This is a genomic window from Variovorax sp. RCC_210, assembly GCF_041355175.1.
In the GTDB taxonomy this organism is placed as follows: domain Bacteria; phylum Pseudomonadota; class Gammaproteobacteria; order Burkholderiales; family Burkholderiaceae_C; genus Variovorax.
The window spans coordinates 1-18753 of record NZ_JBFUPJ010000024.1 but is presented as its reverse complement, the minus strand read 5'-3'; the positions used below and the strand labels follow the sequence as shown (position 1 = coordinate 18753).

Sequence of the window (18753 nt, the reverse complement as noted above, 5' to 3'; positions counted from 1 at the left end):
CCCTAAAATCCCCAGCCCGGCTATGGGTGCGCAGCGCCCGGCCGAGGCGCCCCACCCGATGAATGCTCCGACCGCGTTGAACACGCTGTTGGCACAGGCCGCAGAGCCTGTCCGACTGCGCGAGATCCCGTACAACTACACCAGCTTCTCCGACCGAGAAATCGTGATTCGCCTGCTGGGCGAACGCGGCTGGGACCTGCTGCAGACCCTGCGCGCCGAGCGCCGCACCGGCCGGTCGGCACGCATGCTCTACGAGGTGCTGGGCGACATCTGGGTGGTGCAGCGCAACCCCTACCTGGTCGACGACCTGCTCGACAACCCGCGCCGCCGCGGCCAGCTGGTCGATGCCCTCAAGCACCGCCTGAGCGAGGTGCAGAAGCGCCGCACCCCCGACAGCGACCCCTCGCGCGACCAGCTCGTGGGCGAGCTCACCGGCCTGGTGGGCGAGGCCGTGGCGGCCTTCGACACCAAGTTCCGCGACGTGGCCGCCCTGCGCCGCAAGGCCACGCGCGTGCTGCGCCGTCTCACGGCCAAGGACAACATCAAGTTCGACGGCCTCTCGCGCGTGTCGCACGTGACCGACGCCACCGACTGGCGCGTGGAGTATCCGTTCGTGGTGCTGTGCCCCGACACCGAGGCCGAGATGGCATTGCTGGTCAAGGGCTGCATCGAGCTGGGCCTGACCATCATTCCGCGCGGGGGCGGCACCGGCTACACCGGCGGCGCCATTCCGCTGACCTGGAACAGCGTGGTCATCAACACCGAGAAGCTCGAGGCGATGACCGAGGTCGAGCACATGCCGCTGCCCGGCCTGGCCGACCCCGTGCCCACCATCTGGACCGAGGCCGGCGTGGTCACGCAGCGCGTGGCCGACGCGGCCGAGCGCGCGGGCTTCGTGTTCGCGGTCGACCCGACCTCGGCCGAGGCGTCGTGCGTGGGCGGCAACGTGGCCATGAACGCGGGCGGCAAGAAGGCCGTGCTGTGGGGCACGGCGCTGGACAACCTGGCCTCCTGGCGCATGGTGACGCCGCAGGCCGAGTGGCTCGAGGTCACGCGCATCGGCCACAACCTGGGCAAGATCCACGACGCCGAGAGCGCCGTGTTCGAGCTGCAGTACTACGCGGCCGACGGCAAGACGAAGCTGCGTACCGAGCGGCTCGACATTCCGGGCCGCAGCTTCCGCAAGGAAGGCCTGGGCAAGGACGTGACCGACAAGTTCCTCTCGGGCCTGCCGGGCATCCAGAAAGAGGGCTGCGACGGCCTCATCACCAGCTGCCGCTGGGTGGTGCACAAGATGCCCGCGCACACGCGCACCGTGTGCCTGGAGTTCTTCGGCAACGCGAAGGACGCGGTGCCCAGCATCGTCGAGATCAAGGACTTCATGTTCGCCGAGCAGAAACGCTCGGGCGTGCTGCTGGCCGGGCTGGAGCACCTGGACGACCGCTACCTGAAGGCCGTGGGCTACGCCACCAAGTCGAAGAAGCACGGCGGCCTTCCCAAGATGGTGCTGTTCGGCGACATCGCCGGCGACGACGCCGATGCGGTGGCGCGCGTGACGTCGGAAGTGGTGCGCATCGCCAACTCGCGCAGCGGCGAAGGCTTCATTGCCATCAGCCCCGAGGCGCGCAAGAAGTTCTGGCTCGACCGCAAGCGCACGGCCGCCATCAGCAAGCACACCAACGCCTTCAAGATCAACGAAGACGTGGTGATTCCGCTGCCGCGCATGGCCGAGTACAGCGACGGCATCGAGCGCATCAACATCGAGCTGTCGCTGCAGAACAAGCTCGCGCTCACCGACGAGCTCGAGACCTTCCTCACGCGCGGCAACCTGCCGCTGGGCAAGACCGACGACGCCCACGAGATTCCGGCGGCCGAGCTGCTGGAAGATCGCGTGGCGCAGGCCGTGGCGCTGGTGCAGGAGGTGCGCGCGCTGTGGGCCGGCTGGCTGCGCAACGTGGATGCGCAGTTCGTGCAGCTGCAGGACCATTCGCTGCGCGCGAGCTGGAAGACCCAGCTGCGCCAGCCGCTGCAGGAAATTTTCTCGGGCGCCGAGTTCGCGCCCATCCTGGCCGAGTGCACGGCCATCCACAAGCGCGTGCTGAAGGGCCGGGTGTGGGTCGCGCTGCACATGCACGCGGGCGACGGCAACGTGCACACCAACATTCCCGTGAACAGCGACAACTACGACATGCTGCAGACCGCGCATGCCGCGGTGGTGCGCATCATGGCGCTGGCGCGCAGCCTGGACGGCGTGATCTCGGGCGAGCACGGCATCGGCATCACCAAGCTCGAGTTCCTGAGCGACGAAGAGCTGCGTCCGTTCACCGAGTACAAGGCCCGGGTCGACCCCGAAGGCCGCTTCAACAAGGGCAAGCTGCTGCGCGCGCCGGCGGGCGTGGCGGAGACGCTGCACGCCGACCTGACCAACGCCTACACGCCGAGCTTCGGGCTCATGGGGCACGAGTCGCTGATCATGCAGCAGAGCGACATCGGCGCCATTGCCGACAGCGTGAAGGACTGCCTGCGCTGCGGCAAGTGCAAGCCGGTGTGCGCCACCCACGTGCCGCGCGCCAACCTGCTGTACAGCCCGCGCAACAAGATCCTCGCCACCTCGCTGCTGGTGGAGGCTTTCCTGTACGAAGAGCAGACGCGCCGCGGCGTGAGCATCAAGCACTGGGAAGAGTTCGAGGACGTGGCCGACCACTGCACCGTGTGCCACAAGTGCCTCACGCCATGCCCGGTGAAGATCGACTTCGGCGACGTGTCCATGAACATGCGCAACCTGCTGCGCAAGATGGGGCAGAAGAGCTTCCGCCCCGGCAACGCGGCGGCCATGTTCTTCCTGAACGCGACCAACCCGCAGACCATCAAGGCGGTGCGCGCGGGCATGGTGGGCGTGGGCTTCAAGGCACAGCGCCTGGCCAACGACCTGCTGCGCGGCCTCGCGAAGAAGCAGACTGGCGCGCCACCGGCCACGCTGGGCCCTGCGCCGCTGAAGGAGCAGGTGGTCCACTTCATCAACAAGAAGATGCCGGGCAACCTGCCCAAGCAGACCGCGCGCGCGCTGCTCGACATCGAGGACGCGGACTACGTGCCCATCATCCGCAACCCGAAGGCGACCACGTCTGAGACGGAGGCGGTCTTCTACTTTCCGGGCTGCGGGTCGGAGCGCTTGTTCTCGCAGGTCGGGCTGGCCACGCAGGCCATGCTCTGGCATGCGGGCGTGCAGACCGTGCTGCCGCCCGGCTACCTGTGCTGCGGCTATCCACAGCGCGGCAGCGGCCAGTTCGACAAGGCCGAGAAGATGATCACCGACAACCGCGTGCTCTTCCACCGCGTGGCGAACACGCTGAACTACCTCGACATCAAGACGGTGGTGGTGAGCTGCGGCACCTGCTACGACCAGCTGCAGGGCTACCAGTTCGACAAGATCTTCCCGGGCTGCCGGATCATCGACATCCACGAGTACCTGCTCGAGAAGGGCATCACCCTGGCGGACGCGGGCGGCGGTGGCTACCTGTACCACGACCCCTGCCACAGCCCGATGAAGCAGCAGGACCCGATGAAGACGGTGAAGGCGCTGGTGGGCGACAACGTGCTCAAGAACGACCGCTGCTGCGGCGAGTCGGGCACGCTGGGCGTGTCGCGGCCCGACATCTCCACGCAGATCCGCTTCCGCAAGGAAGAAGAGCTGAAGAAAGGCGAGGCCGTGCTGCGCGACAGCGGCAAGGTCGGCGCGAACGACAACGTGAAGATCCTCACCAGCTGCCCGAGCTGCCTGCAGGGCCTCTCGCGCTACGGCAACGACCTGAACAACGGCCTGCTCGAAGCCGACTACATCGTGGTCGAGATGGCCAACAAGATCCTCGGCGCCGACTGGATGCCGACCTATGTGGCCGCGGCCAACCAGGGCGGGATCGAGCGGGTGCTGGTATGACGAGCGTGCAAGGTTGCGTGCTGTGCGACGGCCCTGGCGGCCGGCTGGTGTTCGAGGGCGCGAAGCTGCGCGTCATCCATGCGCAGGAGGCGGGCTTTCCGGCCTTCTACCGCGTGGTGTGGCGCGACCATGCGCCGGAGTTTTCCGACCTCGACGCGGCCGACCGCATGCTGTGCATGGAGGCCGTGGCGCTGGTCGAGCAGAGCCTGCGCGAGCACCTGCAACCGGCCAAGATCAACCTGGCGGCGCTGGGCAACATGGTGGCGCACCTGCACTGGCACGTGATTGCGCGCTTCACCGACGACAGCCACTTTCCGGGTTCGGTGTGGGCGCCGATGCTGCGCGAGCGCAATGCCGCGCAAGAGGCCGCCACCACCGCGCGCCTGCCGGCCGCCGAGGCTGCGATGATCGAGCGATTGAGCAACGGGAGCTTCTGATGGCAGGCTTGAAACCGGGCGCACCGACGCCGCAATCGATCACCGTGCACGGCCAGTCGCGCGTGCTCGAAGTGGGTTTTTCGGACGGCGCGAGCTTTCGCATTCCGTTCGAGCTGATGCGCATCTGTTCGCCGTCGGCCGAGGTGCAGGGGCATGGCCCGGGGCAGGAGATCTTGCAGACGGGCAAGCGCGAGGTCGAGCTGGTCGCGCTCGAGGCCGTGGGCAACTACGCCGTGCAGCCGACCTTCAGCGACGGCCACAACACCGGCATCTACTCGTGGGACCTGCTCTACGAGCTGGGCGCGAAACAGGCCGAGCTGTGGGCCACCTACGAAAGCCGCCTGGCCGCGGCGGGCGTGGACCGCGACGCGCCGATGATCGAGGACAGCGGCCCGGCCTGCAGCAGCCACTGAGCGGCGAAATCTCTCGAAACTCCGGCGCCGCACCGGGCCCCATGGCCCTACACCCCGGAAGGGCGCGACAAAAAAAGCAACGAATGCCCGCCGTGCCCGCGGGGTCGTCGGCTTGATGTGAAGGCTTCCGGCCTAACATCGGTCGCATGAGTACCACACACTTCGGCTTCGAAACAGTCGACGAAAGCGAGAAGGCCCGCCGCGTTCGCGGTGTCTTCGATTCGGTTGCCTCGCGCTACGACATCATGAACGACCTGATGTCGGCCGGCCTGCACCGCGCCTGGAAGGCGTACACCGTCATGGTCGCGAACGTGGGCGAAGGCTCGCGCGTGCTCGACATCGCGGGCGGCACCGGCGACCTCGCCCTGGCCTTCGCGAAGAAGGTCGGCGCCAGCGGCCAGGTGGTGCACACCGACATCAACGAAGCCATGCTTCGCACCGGCCGCGACCGCCTGCTCGACGCCGGCGTCTCGCTGCCCACCACGGTCTGCGACGCTGAAAAGCTCCCGTTCCCCGACAACCACTTCGACGTGGTCACCGTGGCCTTCGGCCTGCGCAACATGACGCACAAGGACGTCGCGCTCAAGGAAATGAACCGCGTGATCAAGCCGGGCGGCAAGCTGCTCGTGCTCGAGTTCTCGAAGGTTGCCAAGCCGCTGGCCAAGGCCTACGACTGGTACTCCTTCAACGTGCTGCCCCGCCTGGGCAAGCTCGTGGCCGGCGACGACGCGAGCTATCGCTACCTGGCCGAATCGATCCGGATGCACCCCTCGCAAGAGGAACTCAAGACCCTCATGAAAGAGGGCGGTTTCGGACATGTGGACTATCACAACATGACGGGTGGCATCGCCGCGCTGCATGTTGGAATCAAATGTTGATGACGCGAATCTTTCGCTCGAGAGGAGACGACATGAAGAATTTGGGTACTTTGTTTTTGGCGGCGGCTTTGGTCCTGGGCAGTGTCCAGGCCGAGGCGGCACGCATGGGTGGCGGCAAGTCGTTCGGGCGCCAGTCGTCCAACGTGACGCAACGCCAGGCCACGCCGCCCGCATCGCCCGGCGCACCCGCGCAGCAGAACGCGACCAACGCGGCAGCCAAGCCTGCAACGCCCGCACCGGCGGCCGCTGCACCGAAGCGCCCGTGGGGCGCGATGCTCGGCGGCCTCGCGGCCGGCCTGGGCCTCGCATGGCTCGCGCATTCGCTGGGCCTGGGCGCCGGCTTCGGCAACATCCTGCTGATCGGCCTGCTGGTGCTGGCCGGCGTGATGGTGTGGCGCATGTTCAAGGCGCGTTCGCAGGCCTCGGGCGCCAGCCGCCAGGGTGGCTTCGCGTTCCAGGGCGCGGGTGCCAGCCCGAGCAACGCCAGCGCCCCCGCGCAGTACAGCCCGGCCAATGTCGGCAACGACGCCTCGGCCCGTCCGTGGGAGCGCAACGCGACGTCCTTCGACGCCACACCCTCGAACGACGCGCCGCACGGCAGCAGCCTCTCGGCAGCGGGTGCCGCGGCCGGTGGCAGCATGATCGGCTCGGCGCTCGGCGGCTCGCAGTCCTGGGGCATCCCCGCGGGCTTCGATGTCGACGGCTTCCTCGGTGCCGCCAAGCGCAACTTCGTGACGCTGCAGGATGCATGGGACCGCGCCGACGTGTCGATGCTGCGTTCGATGATGACCGACAGCATGGTCGAGGAAATTCGCACGCAGCTGGCCGACCGCGCCAGCCACACGGGCGGTGCCTCGAACAAGACCGAAGTCGTGATGCTCGACGCCAAGCTGCTGGGCATCGAAGAGTTGCCCGACGCCTACATGGCCAGCGTGGAGTTCTCCGGCATGATCCGCGAAGACGCCTCGGCAGGCCCGGGTCCGTTCCGCGAAGTCTGGAACATGACCAAGCCGACCAGCGGCAACAGCGGCTGGCTGGTGGCCGGCGTGCAGGCACTGCAGTAAGAAAAACCTGAAGCGCGGCTCCCACAGGGCCGCGACACAGACGGGATAATGGGGACATGGCCACACCATCGTCCCCTTTTTCTTTTCTCGGCGACCTGTTCAACCGCGTCGGCGAGCGTCTGCAACCCCCGGACTGGGCGGTGCACGAAATCCAGCACCGCGTCGTCCTGTTCCTGAACCATGTGCTGCAGCAGGAGCCCGAGGCTCAGCAGCGGCTGCTGCGCCAGCAGGGGCGGGTGGTGCGCTTTCAGTGGCGCTTCGTCACCATGGAGCTGGTGGCCACGCCGGCCGGCCTGCTTGACCTGGCACCCGCGGGCTCGGTGCCCGAGCTGACGCTCACCGTCACCGACGACTCCCCCTTCGACATTGCCCGCGCCACGCTGCGCGGCGACAAGCCCGCGGTGCAGATCCTGGGTGACGTGCAACTGGCCGCAGAGGTCAACTGGCTGGTCGACCATGTGCGCTGGGACGTCGAGGACGACCTCGCACGCGTGATCGGCGACGTGCCAGCGCACACGCTGGGCAACGGCGTGCGCCGGGTCGTGGGCGCGCTGCGCCAGTTCGTCGGCGATCGCACGGCCAAGGCCGGCGGCTCGGCGTCTGGCTCGGCGGGCAGGGTCGAATGAGTCGCTTCTATCGCGGCCTGTTCATCGTCTGGGTCGCGCTGCGCTACGGTCTCGACGAGCTCGTGCTCACGAGCTTCCAGAAGCCCTGGCTGCGCGTGGTGGCGCGCGTGGTGTCCATCGGGCGCAACCTCGATGCGCCGCGCGGCCAGCGGTTGCGCGAGGCGCTCGAGCGGCTCGGCCCCATCTTCGTGAAGTTCGGCCAGGTGCTGTCGACGCGGCGCGACCTGCTGCCGCCCGACATCGCCGACGAGCTGGCCTTTCTGCAGGACCGCGTGCCGCCGTTTCCCTCGGCCGTGGCCATCGCGACCATCGAGCGCGCGTTCCGCCGTCCGGTGGGCGACGTGTTCGTGCAGTTCGACGAGACGCCCATCGCCAGCGCGTCCATCGCGCAGGTGCACTTCGCAACCATCCGCACCAACCAGGGCGAGGTGCGCGAGGTCGCGGTGAAGGTGCTGCGCCCCAACATGCGCGGCGTGATCGAGAAAGACCTGGCGCTCATGGCCATGATGGCCGGCTGGGTCGAAGGCCTCTCGGCCGACGGCAAGCGCCTGAAGCCGCGCGAGGTGGTGGGCGAGTTCGACAAGTACCTGCACGACGAGCTCGACCTGGTGCGCGAGGCCGCCAACGCGGCCCAGCTGCGCCGCAACATGGCCTCGCTCGACCTGGTGCTGATCCCCGAGATGTTCTGGGACTTCTGCCACCCCGAAGTCATGGTGATGGAGCGCATGAAGGGCGTGCCCATTGCGCAGATGGACCGCCTGCGCGCGGCGGGCGTCGACATTCCCAAGCTGGCCCGCGACGGCGTCACGATCTTCTTCACGCAGGTGTTCCGCGACGGCTTCTTCCATGCCGACATGCACCCCGGCAACATCCAGGTGAGCCTGGAGCCCGAGACCTTCGGGCGCTACATCTCGCTGGACTTCGGCATCATCGGCACGCTGACCGAGTCGGACAAGGAGTACCTCGCGCAGAACTTCGTGGCCTTCTTCCGGCGCGACTACAAGCGCGTGGCCGAGCTGCACCTGGAAAGCGGCTGGGTGCCGGTGGGCACGCGCATCGACGAGCTCGAAGCAGCCATCCGCACCGTGTGCGAGCCGTATTTCGACCGGCCGCTGAAGGAGCTGTCGCTGGGCATGGTGCTGATGCGGCTGTTCCAGACGTCGCGCCGCTTCCAGGTCGAGATCCAGCCGCAGCTGGTGCTGCTGCAGAAAACGCTGCTCAACATCGAGGGCCTGGGCCGCAACATCGACCCCGACCTCGACCTCTGGGCGACGGCCAAGCCTTTTCTCGAGAAATGGATGGTCGACCAGATCGGCCCCAAGAAGCTCCTGCAGCAACTCAAGGCCGAAGCGCCGCGCTACGCCAAATTGCTTCCTCAGTTTCCGCGACTTCTGCACGATTTCCTGGAAAATCGCCCCGCCGACAACCGGCGCGAACTGCTCGAACTGCTGGCCGAACAAAAGCGCACCAACCGGTTGCTCCAGACCATCGTCTACGGTGGCATAGGTTTTGTATTGGGGTTGCTCGCCATGCAGTTGCTGGTGCGGGTGCGCTTGTTCTAGAGGAGTTTTCGCTGTGCTGCTGACGTTGGTCATCGTCTATCTGCTGGTCACCATCGCCATCGGCCTGTACGCCGCCAAGCGGGTGAAGAACACCACCGACTTCGCCATTGCCGGACGGCACCTGCCGCTGTTCATGATCGTCACGACCACCTTCGCGACGTGGTTCGGCTCCGAAACGGTGCTCGGCATTCCGGCCAAGTTCATCGAAGGGGGCTTGAACGGCGTGGTGGAAGACCCGTTCGGCGCGGGCACCTGCCTGATCCTGGTGGGCCTGTTCTTCGCGGGCAAGCTCTACCGCATGACGCTGCTGACCATCAGCGACTACTACCGCGAGCGCTACGGCCGCACGGTGGAAGTGGCGTGCTCGCTGATCATCATGCTGAGCTACCTGGGCTGGGTGTCGGCGCAGGTCACGGCGCTGGGGCTGGTGTTCAACCTGCTGTCGGCCGGCGCCATCAGCATTCCGCTGGGCATGGTGATCGGGGTGGTTTCCATCCTGGCCTACACGCTGTTCGGCGGCATGTGGTCGGTGGCCGTCACCGACTTCATGCAGATGATCATCCTGGTGGCCGGCCTGGCCGTCATCGCGATGTTCGCGGGCAACATGGCCGGCGGCGCCGACAAGGTGGTCGCCTTTGCCGTCAGCAAGGACCTGTTCAAGTTCTGGCCCGAGCCGAACTGGCACGACATGGTGTTCTTCTTTGCCGCCGCCATCACGATGATGCTGGGCTCCATTCCGCAGCAGGACGTGTTCCAGCGCGTGATGTCGGCCAACAGCGTGAAGGCGGCCCAGCGCGGCCCGGTGATCGGCGGGGTGGCGTACATCCTGTTCGCCTTCGTGCCGATGTTCCTGGTGGCCAGCGCGCTGCTGATCATGCCGGAGCAGACAGCCACGCTGCTGAAGGAAGATCCGCAGAAGGTGCTGCCCACGCTGGTGCTGCAGAAGATGCCGTTCGTGATGCAGGTGCTGTTCTTCGGTGCGCTGCTCTCGGCCATCAAGTCGACCGCCTCGGCCACCTTGCTGGCGCCCAGCGTCACTTTCACGGAGAACATCTGGCGCCAGTTCCGCCCGGCCGGCACGGACCGCGAGAACCTCAGGACGATGCGCATCACGGTGCTGCTGTTCAGCGCCGCCGTGCTGGCCTACGCCATCCGCATGCAGGGCACGCCCATCTACGAGCTGGTGTCGGGCGCCTACCAGGTGCCGCTGGTGGGCGCTTTCGTGCCGCTGGTGTGCGGCCTGTACTGGCGCCGCGCCACCACGCAGGGCGCCGTGGCGTCCATCGTGTCGGGCATCGGGGTGTGGCTGCTGTTCCTGGCCATGCCCTGGGGCAACGCCTTTCCGGCGCAGCTGGCGGGCGTGCTGTGCGCGTTCGTGGGCATGGTGGCCGGTTCGCTGCTGCCGCAATGGCTCACCAACACCCACACGCCGCACCGTCCCCTGGCGACGGAGCCGGCCTGACGCAGGGGCTCGGCGGCCACGCCGGGCGCTGTTTGGCGGGGGCGCCCCTATAATCGAGGGCTTTGCGAGCGGCAGCTGCGCCGCTTTTTTTACCCCATTCCCATGCCCATCTACGCCTACAAGTGCAGCGCCTGCGGCTTTGCCAAAGACGCTTTGCAGAAGATGTCCGACGCGCCGCTCACGGTGTGTCCGAACTGTGGCGCGAGTGCCTTCGAGAAACAGGTCACGGCCGCCGGCTTCCAGCTCAAGGGCTCGGGCTGGTACGTGACCGATTTCCGGGACGGCAGCGGCAAGAAGTCCGAGCCGTCGACCGCGCCCGCGTCGAGCGACACCGCCAACGCCAAGTCCGGCGAATCGGCTTCGGCCAGCCCCGCCGCGGCGCCCAGCCCAGCGCCTGCGCCCGCCGCCCCGGCCCCCTCGCCGGCCCCGGCCCCCGCCGCCAAGAGCGGCGACTGACCCAGAACTACCTCCCCACCACCATGCTCGCCCTGCGCAAATGGTTGTTCTCCGGCTTGCTGGTGATCGTTCCGCTGTTCATCACCCTCGCGGTGCTGAAGTGGATCATCGACACGCTGGACCAGACGCTCTGGGTGCTGCCCGGCGCCTGGCAGCGCTGGCTGTACGACAACAACATCCGCGGCCTCGGCGTGCTGCTCACGCTGGCGATCCTGCTGGTGGTGGGCGCCGTGGCCAGCAACTTCGTCGGCAAGCGCCTGCTCGGCTGGGGCGACGCCGTGGTGCGGCGCATTCCGGTGGTGCGCTCGATCTACTCGAGCGTCAAGCAGGTGTCGGACACGCTGTTCTCCGAGAACGGCAACGCTTTCCGCACGGCGGTGCTGGTGCAATGGCCCCGCGAAGGGGTCTGGACCATCGCCTTCGTCACCGGCACGCCGGGTGCCGACGTGGTCGAGCACCTCGGTGGCGGCGACTACCTCGGCGTCTACGTGCCGACCACGCCCAACCCCACGGGCGGCTACTTCGTGATGCTCAAGCGCAGCGACTGCATCGAACTGAAGATGAGCGTGGACGAAGCGCTCAAGTACATCGTCTCGATGGGGGTGGTCGTTCCAGGCGGCCCCGCCACGGTGGCGGTGAAGTCTTCCAACTCATAAAAACGAACGCGCCCACAAGGCGCCGGAATGGATTCCTATGGCCATGCGTACTCACTATTGCGGTCTTGTGACCGAAGCCCTGCTGGGCCAGACCGTCACCCTGTGCGGTTGGGTCAACCGTCGCCGCGACCACGGTGGCGTGATCTTCATCGACGTGCGTGACCGCGAAGGCTACGTGCAGGTGGTGTGCGACCCCGACCGCGCCTCGACCTTCGCCGTGGCCGAGAACCTGCGCAACGAGTTCTGCGTGCAGATCACCGGCCTGGTGCGCTCGCGCCCCGAAGGCACGACCAACGACAGTCTGAAGAGCGGCAAGATCGAAGTGCTGTGCCACGAGCTGAAGGTGCTCAACCCCTCGGTCACGCCCCCGTTCCTGCTGGACGACGACAACCTGTCGGAAACCACCCGCCTCACGCACCGCGTCCTCGACCTGCGCCGCCCGGCCATGCAGCGCAACATGATGCTGCGCTACAAGGTGACGATGGAAACGCGCAAGTTCCTCGACGCCAACGGCTTCATCGACATCGAGACGCCGATGCTCGGCAAGTCCACGCCCGAAGGTGCGCGCGACTACCTCGTGCCCAGCCGCGTGCATGACGGCAGCTTCTTCGCGCTGCCGCAGTCGCCGCAGCTGTTCAAGCAGCTCTTGATGGTGGCCGGCTACGACCGCTACTACCAGATCGTGAAGTGCTTCCGCGACGAAGACCTGCGCGCCGACCGCCAGCCCGAATTCACGCAGATCGACATCGAGACCTCGTTCCTCGCCGAAGAGGAAATCCGCGAGATGTTCGAAGGCATGATCCGCAACGTGTTCCGCAACGCCGCGGGCATCGACCTGCCGGTGTTCCCGACCATGACGTACGGCGACGCGATGTTCAAGTACGGCTCGGACAAGCCCGACCTGCGCGTGAAGCTCGAGTTCACCGAGCTCACCGAGCTGATGAAGCGCGTGGAATTCAAGGTGTTCTCGAACGCCGCGACGCAAAAGGACGGCCGCGTGGTCGCATTGCGCGTGCCCGGCGGCGGTGGCGAAGGCGGTCTGTCGCGCGGTGAAATCGACGCGTACCAGGAATTCGTGAAGATCTACGGCGCCAAGGGCCTGGCGTACATCAAGGTGAACGACGCGGCCGCTGGCCGCGAAGGCCTGCAAAGCCCGATCGTGAAGAATCTGGACGACAACACGCTGGCCGAGATCATCGCCCGCACGGGTGCGCGCAACGGCGACATCCTGTTCTTCGGCGCCGACAAGGAAAAGGTCGTCAACGACGCCATCGGCGCGCTGCGCGTGAAGATCGGCCACAGCGCCTTCGGCAAGAAGAGCGGCCTGTTCGACGACCGCTGGGCACCGCTGTGGGTGGTGGACTTTCCGATGTTCGAGTTCGACGAGGAAGGCCAGCGCTGGAGCGCCGTGCACCACCCGTTCACCGCACCGAAGGACGGCCATGAAGACCTCATGGACACCGCGCCCGAGAAGTGCATCGCCAAGGCCTACGACATGGTGCTCAACGGCATCGAGATGGGCGGCGGCTCGGTGCGTATCCACCGCGAGGAAGTGCAGAGCAAGGTGTTCCGCGCGCTGAAGATCAGCGCCGAGGACGCGCAGCTGAAGTTCGGCTTCCTGCTGGACGCGCTGCAATACGGCGCCCCCCCGCACGGCGGCATCGCCATCGGCCTGGACCGCCTGGTCATGCTGATGACCGGCGCCGAGTCGATCCGCGACGTGATCGCCTTCCCCAAGACCCAGCGCGCGCAAGACCTGCTGACGCAGGCGCCCAGCCCGGTCGACGAGAAGCAGCTGCGCGAGCTGCACATCAAGCTGCGCAACACGCCCCAAGCCGCTTGATGGCCTGACGCCATGACGACCAGCCCCCGGCCCTGGAAGATCCCGGAGTCGGTGCTGGTCGTGATCCACACGCCGGCGCTCGATGTACTGCTGATCCGGCGTGCGGATGCGGAGACCGACTTCTGGCAATCGGTCACCGGCAGCAAGGATGTTGTCGACGAGCCGCTCGCGCTCACCGCTGCGCGCGAGGTGGCAGAGGAAACCGGCTTCCAATGCGGCGAGGGCACCGCGCTGGCTCTGCAGCTGGTCGACTGGCAGCTGCGCAACGTCTACGAGATCTACCCGCGCTGGCGTGCCCGCTACGCGCCCGGCGTGACCCACAACACCGAGCACTTGTTCGGCCTGTGCGTGCCCGAACGCCTCACCCCCACGCTCGCACCGCGCGAGCACGCCGACTGGCGCTGGCTGCCTTACCAGGAGGCGGCGGACGCGTGCTTTTCCCCATCGAACGCCGAAGCCATTCTGTTGCTGCCAGAATTTGCCCGATGAACCAGCCGGCAGCAGCACAGAACCTCCGGGTCGCGACCTACAACATCCACAAGGGTGTGCAGGGCATCGGGCCCGCCCGGCGACTCGAAATCCACAACCTCGGCCATGCCATCGAACAACTCGATGCGGACATCATCTGCCTGCAGGAGGTTCGCAAGATGAACCGGCAGGCCGCGCAGCGTTTCGCCCGCTGGCCCGAACTGCCGCAGGCCGACTTCCTGGCGCCCGAGGGCTATACCGCCGTCTACGAGACCAATGCCGTCACGCGCCATGGCGAGCACGGCAACGCGCTGCTCACGCGCTGGCCGGTGATCCGCACCAGCCACCAGGACATTTCCGATCACCGTTTCGAGCAGCGCGGCCTGCTGCACGTGGTGATCGACGTGGACGGCCAGCCGGTGCACGCCATCGTGGTGCACCTGGGCCTCATCAAAGGCAGCCGGGTGCGGCAGATTGCCCGCTTGCGCGAGTTCATCGACCGCGAGGTGCCGCCCGGCGAAGCCGTAGTGGTGGCCGGCGACTTCAATGACTGGGGTGCGCGCATGCGCTACGCCATGAACGCCATGGGCATGCGCGATGCCAGCGACCTGCGCGGCCCGCGCACGCTCACCTATCCCTCGCGCTTGCCGGTGGCGCAGCTCGACTTCGTCTACGGACGCAAGCTGGAGCCGCTGGCCTGTTCGGTTCCCAGGGGACCGATCTGGGCCCGCATGTCCGACCACCTGCCGTTGGTCGCCGATTTCACGCTACTCAATTGATAGCATCGCTCCAAGAAGGGACGGGCGTTGCAGCCCCGAATGTCTGGAGTCATTCACTGGTACGATCCCCGCCATGCTCAGGAAAACCGACGTCGACCCGCGCCCCGATCGAAACGACGATGACGAGGGAACGCCCGTCTCCGTGAAGATTCGCGAGCGCATTGCCGCCGCGCGCAAGCGCTTCAACGCCAACGACAACATCGCCGAATTCATCCAGCCCGGCGAGCTGGAAGCGCTGCTCGACGAGGTCGAGGTGAAGATGAAGGGCGTGCTCGACAGCCTGGTCATCGACGTCGAGAACGACCACAACACCGACAACACCGCGCGCCGCGTCGCCAAGATGTACGTGAACGAGGTGTTCCGCGGCCGCTACGTGCCGCCGCCCGCGCTCACCGAGTTTCCCAACGCCGAGCACCTGAACGAGCTGATGATCGTCGGCCCGATCACCGTGCGCAGCGCCTGCTCGCACCACTTCTGCCCGATCATCGGCAAGCTCTGGATCGGCGTGATGCCGAACGAGCACACCAACGTGATTGGCCTGTCGAAGTACGCGCGCCTGGCCGAATGGGTGATGGGGCGTCCGCAGATCCAGGAAGAAGCCATCGTGCAACTCGCCGACCTGATCCAGGAAAAGACGCGCCCCGACGGCCTCGCGCTGGTGATGGAAGCCGAACATTTCTGCATGGCCTGGCGCGGCGTGAAGGAAATGGACAGCAAGATGATCAATTCCGTGATGCGCGGCGTGTTCCTGAAAGACCCGAGCCTGCGCCGCGAATTTTTGTCTCTCCTTCCCAGAAAGAGCTGAACATGCTGGTCCGACTCCTCTACGCCAGCCGCGCCGTCGACACCAGTCCCGAGGCGATCGAGGCGATCCTCAGCAAGTCGCGCACGCACAACCCGGCCTGCGGCATCACCGGCATTCTTTGCTACGGCGCGGGCACCTTCCTGCAGGCGATCGAGGGCGGGCGCGACGCCATCAGCGACCTGTACGGCCACATCCAGCGCGATGCGCGCCACAAGGACGTGGTGCTGCTGCACTACGAGGAAATCGCCGAACGCCGTTTCGGCGGATGGACCATGGGCCAGGTCAACCTGTCGAAGCTGAACGCCTCGACGCTGCTGAAGTATTCCGAAAAGCCCGAGCTCGACCCGTACAAGGTCTCGGGCAAGGTCTCGCTGGCGCTGCTGGAAGAACTGATGGCCACCGCCGCCATCGTCGGCCGCCACTGAACGCGGGGTGCCGCTCTCCGCATTCGCGCTGATCCTGCTCGCCGGGGTCATTCATGCCGGCTGGAACATCGCCGCCAAGAAGGCGAACGGCGACGCGCGCTTCAGCTTCCAGACCAGCGTGTTCAACATGCTGATCTGGGCGCCCGTGGGCATCACGCTGGGCTGGAACGTGGTGCCGGGCTGGGGCCCGACGGAGTGGGGCTTCGTCGTGCTCAGCGGCGTGCTGCACATCTTCTATTTCATCGTGCTGCTGCGCGGCTACCGCAGGTCGGACCTGACGGTGGTCTATCCGCTCGCGCGGGGTTCGGGGCCTTTGCTGTCGTCGCTGGTGGCGGTGCTGTTTCTCGGCGAGAAGATCAGCGCGGTCGGCGTGGCAGGCATTGCCGGCGTGGTGGGCGGCGTGTTCCTGGTGGCCGGCGGGCCCAAGCTGTGGCGCAAGGCGCACGACCCGGTGCAGCGCGAGCGGGTGCTCAAGGGCATTCGCTACGGCGTGCTCACCGGCGGCTTCATCGCGGCGTATACGGTGGCCGACAGCTACGCGGTCAAGTTCCTGGCCATGTCGCCGATTCTTCTCGACTACTTCGGCAACCTCGTGCGCATGGTGCTGCTGGCCCCGGTCGCGCTGAACGACCGCGCGACCACCGCGCGGCTGTGGCGCCAGCAGTGGAAGTACGCGGTGCTGGTGGCGGCGGTCAGCCCGGTGTCCTATGTGCTCGTGCTGTACGCGGTGCAGCAGGCGCCCATCTCCCATGTGGCGCCGGCGCGCGAGGTGTCGATGCTGTTCGCCGCGCTGATCGGCGGGCACCTGCTGCGCGAGGGCGACCGGCTGCTGCGGCTGCTGGGCGCGGTGTTCATCGCCGCCGGCGTGGTGGCGTTGGCGCTGGGCTGAGGCGATGGTGCTGTTCGGCTGCGACTTCTCGAGCGCGCCGACGCGGCGCAAGCCCATCGTGGTGGCGCTCGGGGAGCTTGCCGGCGCTCGACGCGTCAGGCTGACGGGCCTGCAGCGTTTTTCCACGCTCGACGCCTGGGGAGACTGGTTGCGCGCCACGCCTTCCTGGGTCGGTGGCTTCGACTTTCCGTTCAGCCTGCCGCGCGAGCTGGTCGAGCACCTGGGCTGGCCCGTGCAATGGGCGCCGCTGATGGCGCACTACGCGGGCTTGAGCCGCGCAGAGATCCGGAGCACCTTCGCTGCGTTCTGCGCGGCCCGGCCCGTGGGTGGCAAGTTCGCGCACCGTGCGGCTGACCTGCCGGCAGGGTCCAGCCCGTCGATGAAGTGGGTGAACCCGCCGGTGGCATACATGCTGCACGCGGGCGTGCCGCGCCTGCTGGCGGCGGGTGCGCGCATTCCGGGGTTGCACGAGGGGGATGGCGCCGACCGTATTGCATTGGAGGCTTACCCCGGCCTGCTGGCACGCGAACTGATCGCACGGCGCAGCTACAAGAGCGACGACCTCGCCAGGCAAACGCCCGAGCGGCTTGCGGCGCGCACTGATTTGCTCGCGGCGCTGGAAAGCGGGAGCAGTCGACTCGGCCTTGCGCTCGACATCACCGCTGCGCAACGTGCGGAATTGCTGGGCGACAGCCGTGGTGACGACATCGACGCGGTGATGTGCCTGCTGCAGGCAGCTTGGGGTTCGCTTCGCGCGAGCAGCGTCGGGCCCGGCTATGGCTTGCCGGAGCGTTTCGACCCGCTTGAAGGATGGATCGTCACCGCCTGAGCCTCGTTGTCCTACACCGCTTCGGGCTTCCGGCGGTGTTCGGTGCCTGTGCGTGGGGCATAGATTGAAGCCAGTGGGTCAACCCGGCCCACACATTCACCTACGCAGGAAGGAACGCATCATGAACAAGGACCAAGTGGCAGGCCGAGTCGAAGAGGCCAAGGGCAAGATCAAGGAAGCCGCCGGCAAGGTGGTGGGCAATGAAAAGCTCCAGGGCGAAGGCGTGGCCGACCAAGCCGCCGGCAAGGTACAGAAGACCTACGGCGACGTGAAGGAAGACGCCAAGGACGCGATCAAGCGCGGCGCCGACAAGCTGTGACCGGACCAAGGGTTGCACGTGCCCGCCAAGCGGGTGTGTGCAGCCCTTTTTTCTTTTTTGCGTGATTCCAGGTGACTCACGCAGATTGACAGGAGGTTCTCATGAGCAAACAAGAGCAATACGCCCCATCCACTGCTATGCCGCGTTCGCGGGCATGGCTTGTCGTCTTGGCTGCAGGTGCCGCGTTGACGCTTGCCGCCTGCGACAAGTCGGACAACCGCACCGCCGGCGAGAAGCTGGACAGCGCCGTCGCGAAGACCGAGCAGGCCGCGCAGACCGCCGCCACGAAGACGGGTGAAGCAGTCAGGGAAGCCAAGGCCAAGGTCGACGCTTCAGGAACGACTGCCGAAGTGAAGGACGGCATGGCGAACGTGAAGGAAGCGGCCAAGGACGCGGGTGCTGCAGTGAGCGCGACTGTGGACGATGCGGCCATCACCGCATCTGTGTCTGCTGGGCTGGCGAAGGACCCGGACTTGAGCGCGATCAAGATCAACGTCGATACCAAGGCGGGAGCTGTGAGCCTGAAGGGGCCGGCGCCGACGGCCGCTGCGAAGGCGCGTGCAGAAGAGATTGCAAAGGGAGTGCAGGGCGTGACTTCGGTGGACAACCAGTTGGAGGTCAGGAGCTGATCTCTACGCTTCTGTGCAGGAAAAAGCCCGGCCTGTCCGGGCTTTTTTGTTGTCTGAACCGACCTGGTGCGGCGCTTGGAGGCGGCTTGAGGCAAAAAACTTGTCAGGTTCTTGCGTCAGGTGCGGAAAACTGTGCATAATCGAGAGCTCGACTGACAGTCACTGCAAGGTGAGTCGCGGTGGGTTCTTCGGAATTGACTGCGAGTGAGTCGGGTAAAAAAACTTCCTTCGAAGTTGACGCGGTTTGAAAAAGCAGTGCATAATCGAAGGCTTCGC

General features: G+C 66.5%; 19 protein-coding genes. All 19 read left to right on the top strand.

Annotated features, from left to right (window positions below):
* Positions 1-58: 58 nt before the first annotated feature.
* The 19 genes from AB6807_RS37595 to AB6807_RS37505 all read left to right on the top strand — a co-directional run bounded on the left by AB6807_RS37595 (position 59) and on the right by AB6807_RS37505 (position 18477).
* Positions 59-3937: a DUF3683 domain-containing protein gene (locus AB6807_RS37595; RefSeq protein ID WP_371088572.1), complete on the top strand. Its 3879-nt coding sequence runs from the start codon at positions 59-61 to the stop codon at positions 3935-3937.
* The gene (locus tag AB6807_RS37590; RefSeq protein WP_371088571.1) at positions 3934-4374 is read left to right on the top strand and encodes an HIT family protein; all 441 of its coding nucleotides are present in this window, start codon (positions 3934-3936) and stop codon (positions 4372-4374) included. The genes AB6807_RS37595 and AB6807_RS37590 overlap by 4 nt, the downstream gene beginning before the upstream one ends.
* Positions 4374-4787 (top strand): gamma-butyrobetaine hydroxylase-like domain-containing protein, encoded by a 414-nt coding sequence (locus AB6807_RS37585; RefSeq protein WP_116909139.1) that lies wholly within the window; start codon positions 4374-4376, stop codon positions 4785-4787. The genes AB6807_RS37590 and AB6807_RS37585 overlap by 1 nt, the downstream gene beginning before the upstream one ends.
* A gap of 146 nt (positions 4788-4933) precedes the next feature.
* Positions 4934-5665 (top strand): bifunctional demethylmenaquinone methyltransferase/2-methoxy-6-polyprenyl-1,4-benzoquinol methylase UbiE, encoded by a 732-nt coding sequence (gene ubiE / locus AB6807_RS37580; RefSeq protein ID WP_116909138.1) that lies wholly within the window; start codon positions 4934-4936, stop codon positions 5663-5665.
* A 32-nt stretch (positions 5666-5697) separates the two neighbouring features.
* Positions 5698-6729, top strand: a complete 1032-nt coding sequence (locus AB6807_RS37575; RefSeq protein WP_116909137.1) for a Tim44 domain-containing protein — start codon at positions 5698-5700, stop codon at positions 6727-6729.
* A 56-nt stretch (positions 6730-6785) separates the two neighbouring features.
* Positions 6786-7355 (top strand): SCP2 domain-containing protein, encoded by a 570-nt coding sequence (locus tag AB6807_RS37570; RefSeq protein WP_116909136.1) that lies wholly within the window; start codon positions 6786-6788, stop codon positions 7353-7355.
* Complete coding sequence (gene ubiB, locus AB6807_RS37565; RefSeq protein ID WP_116909135.1) at positions 7352-8917, top strand: ubiquinone biosynthesis regulatory protein kinase UbiB; 1566 nt, start codon at positions 7352-7354, stop codon at positions 8915-8917. The genes AB6807_RS37570 and ubiB overlap by 4 nt, the downstream gene beginning before the upstream one ends.
* A gap of 13 nt (positions 8918-8930) precedes the next feature.
* A complete protein-coding gene (locus tag AB6807_RS37560; protein WP_371088570.1) occupies positions 8931-10379 on the top strand; it encodes a sodium:solute symporter family protein in 1449 nt (482 codons plus the stop codon).
* A 102-nt stretch (positions 10380-10481) separates the two neighbouring features.
* Complete coding sequence (locus AB6807_RS37555) at positions 10482-10835, top strand: FmdB family zinc ribbon protein (protein WP_371088569.1); 354 nt, start codon at positions 10482-10484, stop codon at positions 10833-10835.
* A 23-nt stretch (positions 10836-10858) separates the two neighbouring features.
* Complete coding sequence (locus tag AB6807_RS37550) at positions 10859-11491, top strand: DUF502 domain-containing protein (RefSeq protein WP_116909132.1); 633 nt, start codon at positions 10859-10861, stop codon at positions 11489-11491.
* A 37-nt stretch (positions 11492-11528) separates the two neighbouring features.
* On the top strand, positions 11529-13334 hold the full coding sequence (gene aspS, locus AB6807_RS37545) for an aspartate--tRNA ligase (RefSeq protein ID WP_116909131.1): 1806 nt from the start codon (positions 11529-11531) through the stop codon (positions 13332-13334).
* A gap of 12 nt (positions 13335-13346) precedes the next feature.
* Complete coding sequence (gene nudB / locus AB6807_RS37540) at positions 13347-13823, top strand: dihydroneopterin triphosphate diphosphatase (RefSeq protein ID WP_371088568.1); 477 nt, start codon at positions 13347-13349, stop codon at positions 13821-13823.
* Positions 13820-14581 carry an endonuclease/exonuclease/phosphatase family protein gene (locus AB6807_RS37535; RefSeq protein WP_116909129.1) on the top strand — a complete coding sequence of 254 codons (762 nt, stop codon included), beginning with the start codon at positions 13820-13822 and terminating at the stop codon, positions 14579-14581. Before nudB ends, AB6807_RS37535 begins: the two co-directional genes overlap by 4 nt.
* 73 nt (positions 14582-14654) lie before the next feature.
* The gene (gene folE / locus AB6807_RS37530) at positions 14655-15386 is read left to right on the top strand and encodes a GTP cyclohydrolase I (protein ID WP_116909128.1); all 732 of its coding nucleotides are present in this window, start codon (positions 14655-14657) and stop codon (positions 15384-15386) included.
* A gap of 2 nt (positions 15387-15388) precedes the next feature.
* Positions 15389-15811, top strand: coding sequence for a BLUF domain-containing protein (locus AB6807_RS37525; RefSeq protein ID WP_116909127.1), 423 nt, complete (start codon positions 15389-15391; stop codon positions 15809-15811).
* A gap of 7 nt (positions 15812-15818) precedes the next feature.
* Positions 15819-16700 carry an EamA family transporter gene (locus tag AB6807_RS37520; RefSeq protein WP_371088567.1) on the top strand — a complete coding sequence of 294 codons (882 nt, stop codon included), beginning with the start codon at positions 15819-15821 and terminating at the stop codon, positions 16698-16700.
* A gap of 4 nt (positions 16701-16704) precedes the next feature.
* Positions 16705-17529: a DUF429 domain-containing protein gene (locus AB6807_RS37515; RefSeq protein WP_371088566.1), complete on the top strand. Its 825-nt coding sequence runs from the start codon at positions 16705-16707 to the stop codon at positions 17527-17529.
* 121 nt (positions 17530-17650) lie between these two features.
* Positions 17651-17848, top strand: a complete 198-nt coding sequence (locus tag AB6807_RS37510) for a CsbD family protein (protein ID WP_116909124.1) — start codon at positions 17651-17653, stop codon at positions 17846-17848.
* Between the two features lie 101 nt (positions 17849-17949).
* Entirely contained in the window at positions 17950-18477 is a 528-nt protein-coding gene (locus tag AB6807_RS37505; protein ID WP_371088565.1) for a BON domain-containing protein, read from the top strand.
* Positions 18478-18753: the final 276 nt, after the last annotated feature.

Bases quoted from the DNA above. Each gene is read 5' to 3' on its own strand.
- AB6807_RS37595 (WP_371088572.1), top strand. From the start codon at position 59: ATGAATGCTCCGACCGCGTTGAACACGCTGTTGGCACAGGCCGCAGAG.
- AB6807_RS37590 (WP_371088571.1), top strand. From the start codon at position 3,934: ATGACGAGCGTGCAAGGTTGCGTGCTGTGCGACGGCCCTGGCGGCCGG.
- AB6807_RS37585 (WP_116909139.1), top strand. From the start codon at position 4,374: ATGGCAGGCTTGAAACCGGGCGCACCGACGCCGCAATCGATCACCGTG.
- ubiE (WP_116909138.1), top strand. From the start codon at position 4,934: ATGAGTACCACACACTTCGGCTTCGAAACAGTCGACGAAAGCGAGAAG.
- AB6807_RS37575 (WP_116909137.1), top strand. From the start codon at position 5,698: ATGAAGAATTTGGGTACTTTGTTTTTGGCGGCGGCTTTGGTCCTGGGC.
- AB6807_RS37570 (WP_116909136.1), top strand. From the start codon at position 6,786: ATGGCCACACCATCGTCCCCTTTTTCTTTTCTCGGCGACCTGTTCAAC.
- ubiB (WP_116909135.1), top strand. From the start codon at position 7,352: ATGAGTCGCTTCTATCGCGGCCTGTTCATCGTCTGGGTCGCGCTGCGC.
- AB6807_RS37555 (WP_371088569.1), top strand. From the start codon at position 10,482: ATGCCCATCTACGCCTACAAGTGCAGCGCCTGCGGCTTTGCCAAAGAC.
- AB6807_RS37550 (WP_116909132.1), top strand. From the start codon at position 10,859: ATGCTCGCCCTGCGCAAATGGTTGTTCTCCGGCTTGCTGGTGATCGTT.
- aspS (WP_116909131.1), top strand. From the start codon at position 11,529: ATGGCCATGCGTACTCACTATTGCGGTCTTGTGACCGAAGCCCTGCTG.
- nudB (WP_371088568.1), top strand. From the start codon at position 13,347: ATGACGACCAGCCCCCGGCCCTGGAAGATCCCGGAGTCGGTGCTGGTC.
- AB6807_RS37535 (WP_116909129.1), top strand. From the start codon at position 13,820: ATGAACCAGCCGGCAGCAGCACAGAACCTCCGGGTCGCGACCTACAAC.
- folE (WP_116909128.1), top strand. From the start codon at position 14,655: ATGCTCAGGAAAACCGACGTCGACCCGCGCCCCGATCGAAACGACGAT.
- AB6807_RS37525 (WP_116909127.1), top strand. From the start codon at position 15,389: ATGCTGGTCCGACTCCTCTACGCCAGCCGCGCCGTCGACACCAGTCCC.
- AB6807_RS37515 (WP_371088566.1), top strand. From the start codon at position 16,705: ATGGTGCTGTTCGGCTGCGACTTCTCGAGCGCGCCGACGCGGCGCAAG.
- AB6807_RS37510 (WP_116909124.1), top strand. From the start codon at position 17,651: ATGAACAAGGACCAAGTGGCAGGCCGAGTCGAAGAGGCCAAGGGCAAG.
- AB6807_RS37505 (WP_371088565.1), top strand. From the start codon at position 17,950: ATGAGCAAACAAGAGCAATACGCCCCATCCACTGCTATGCCGCGTTCG.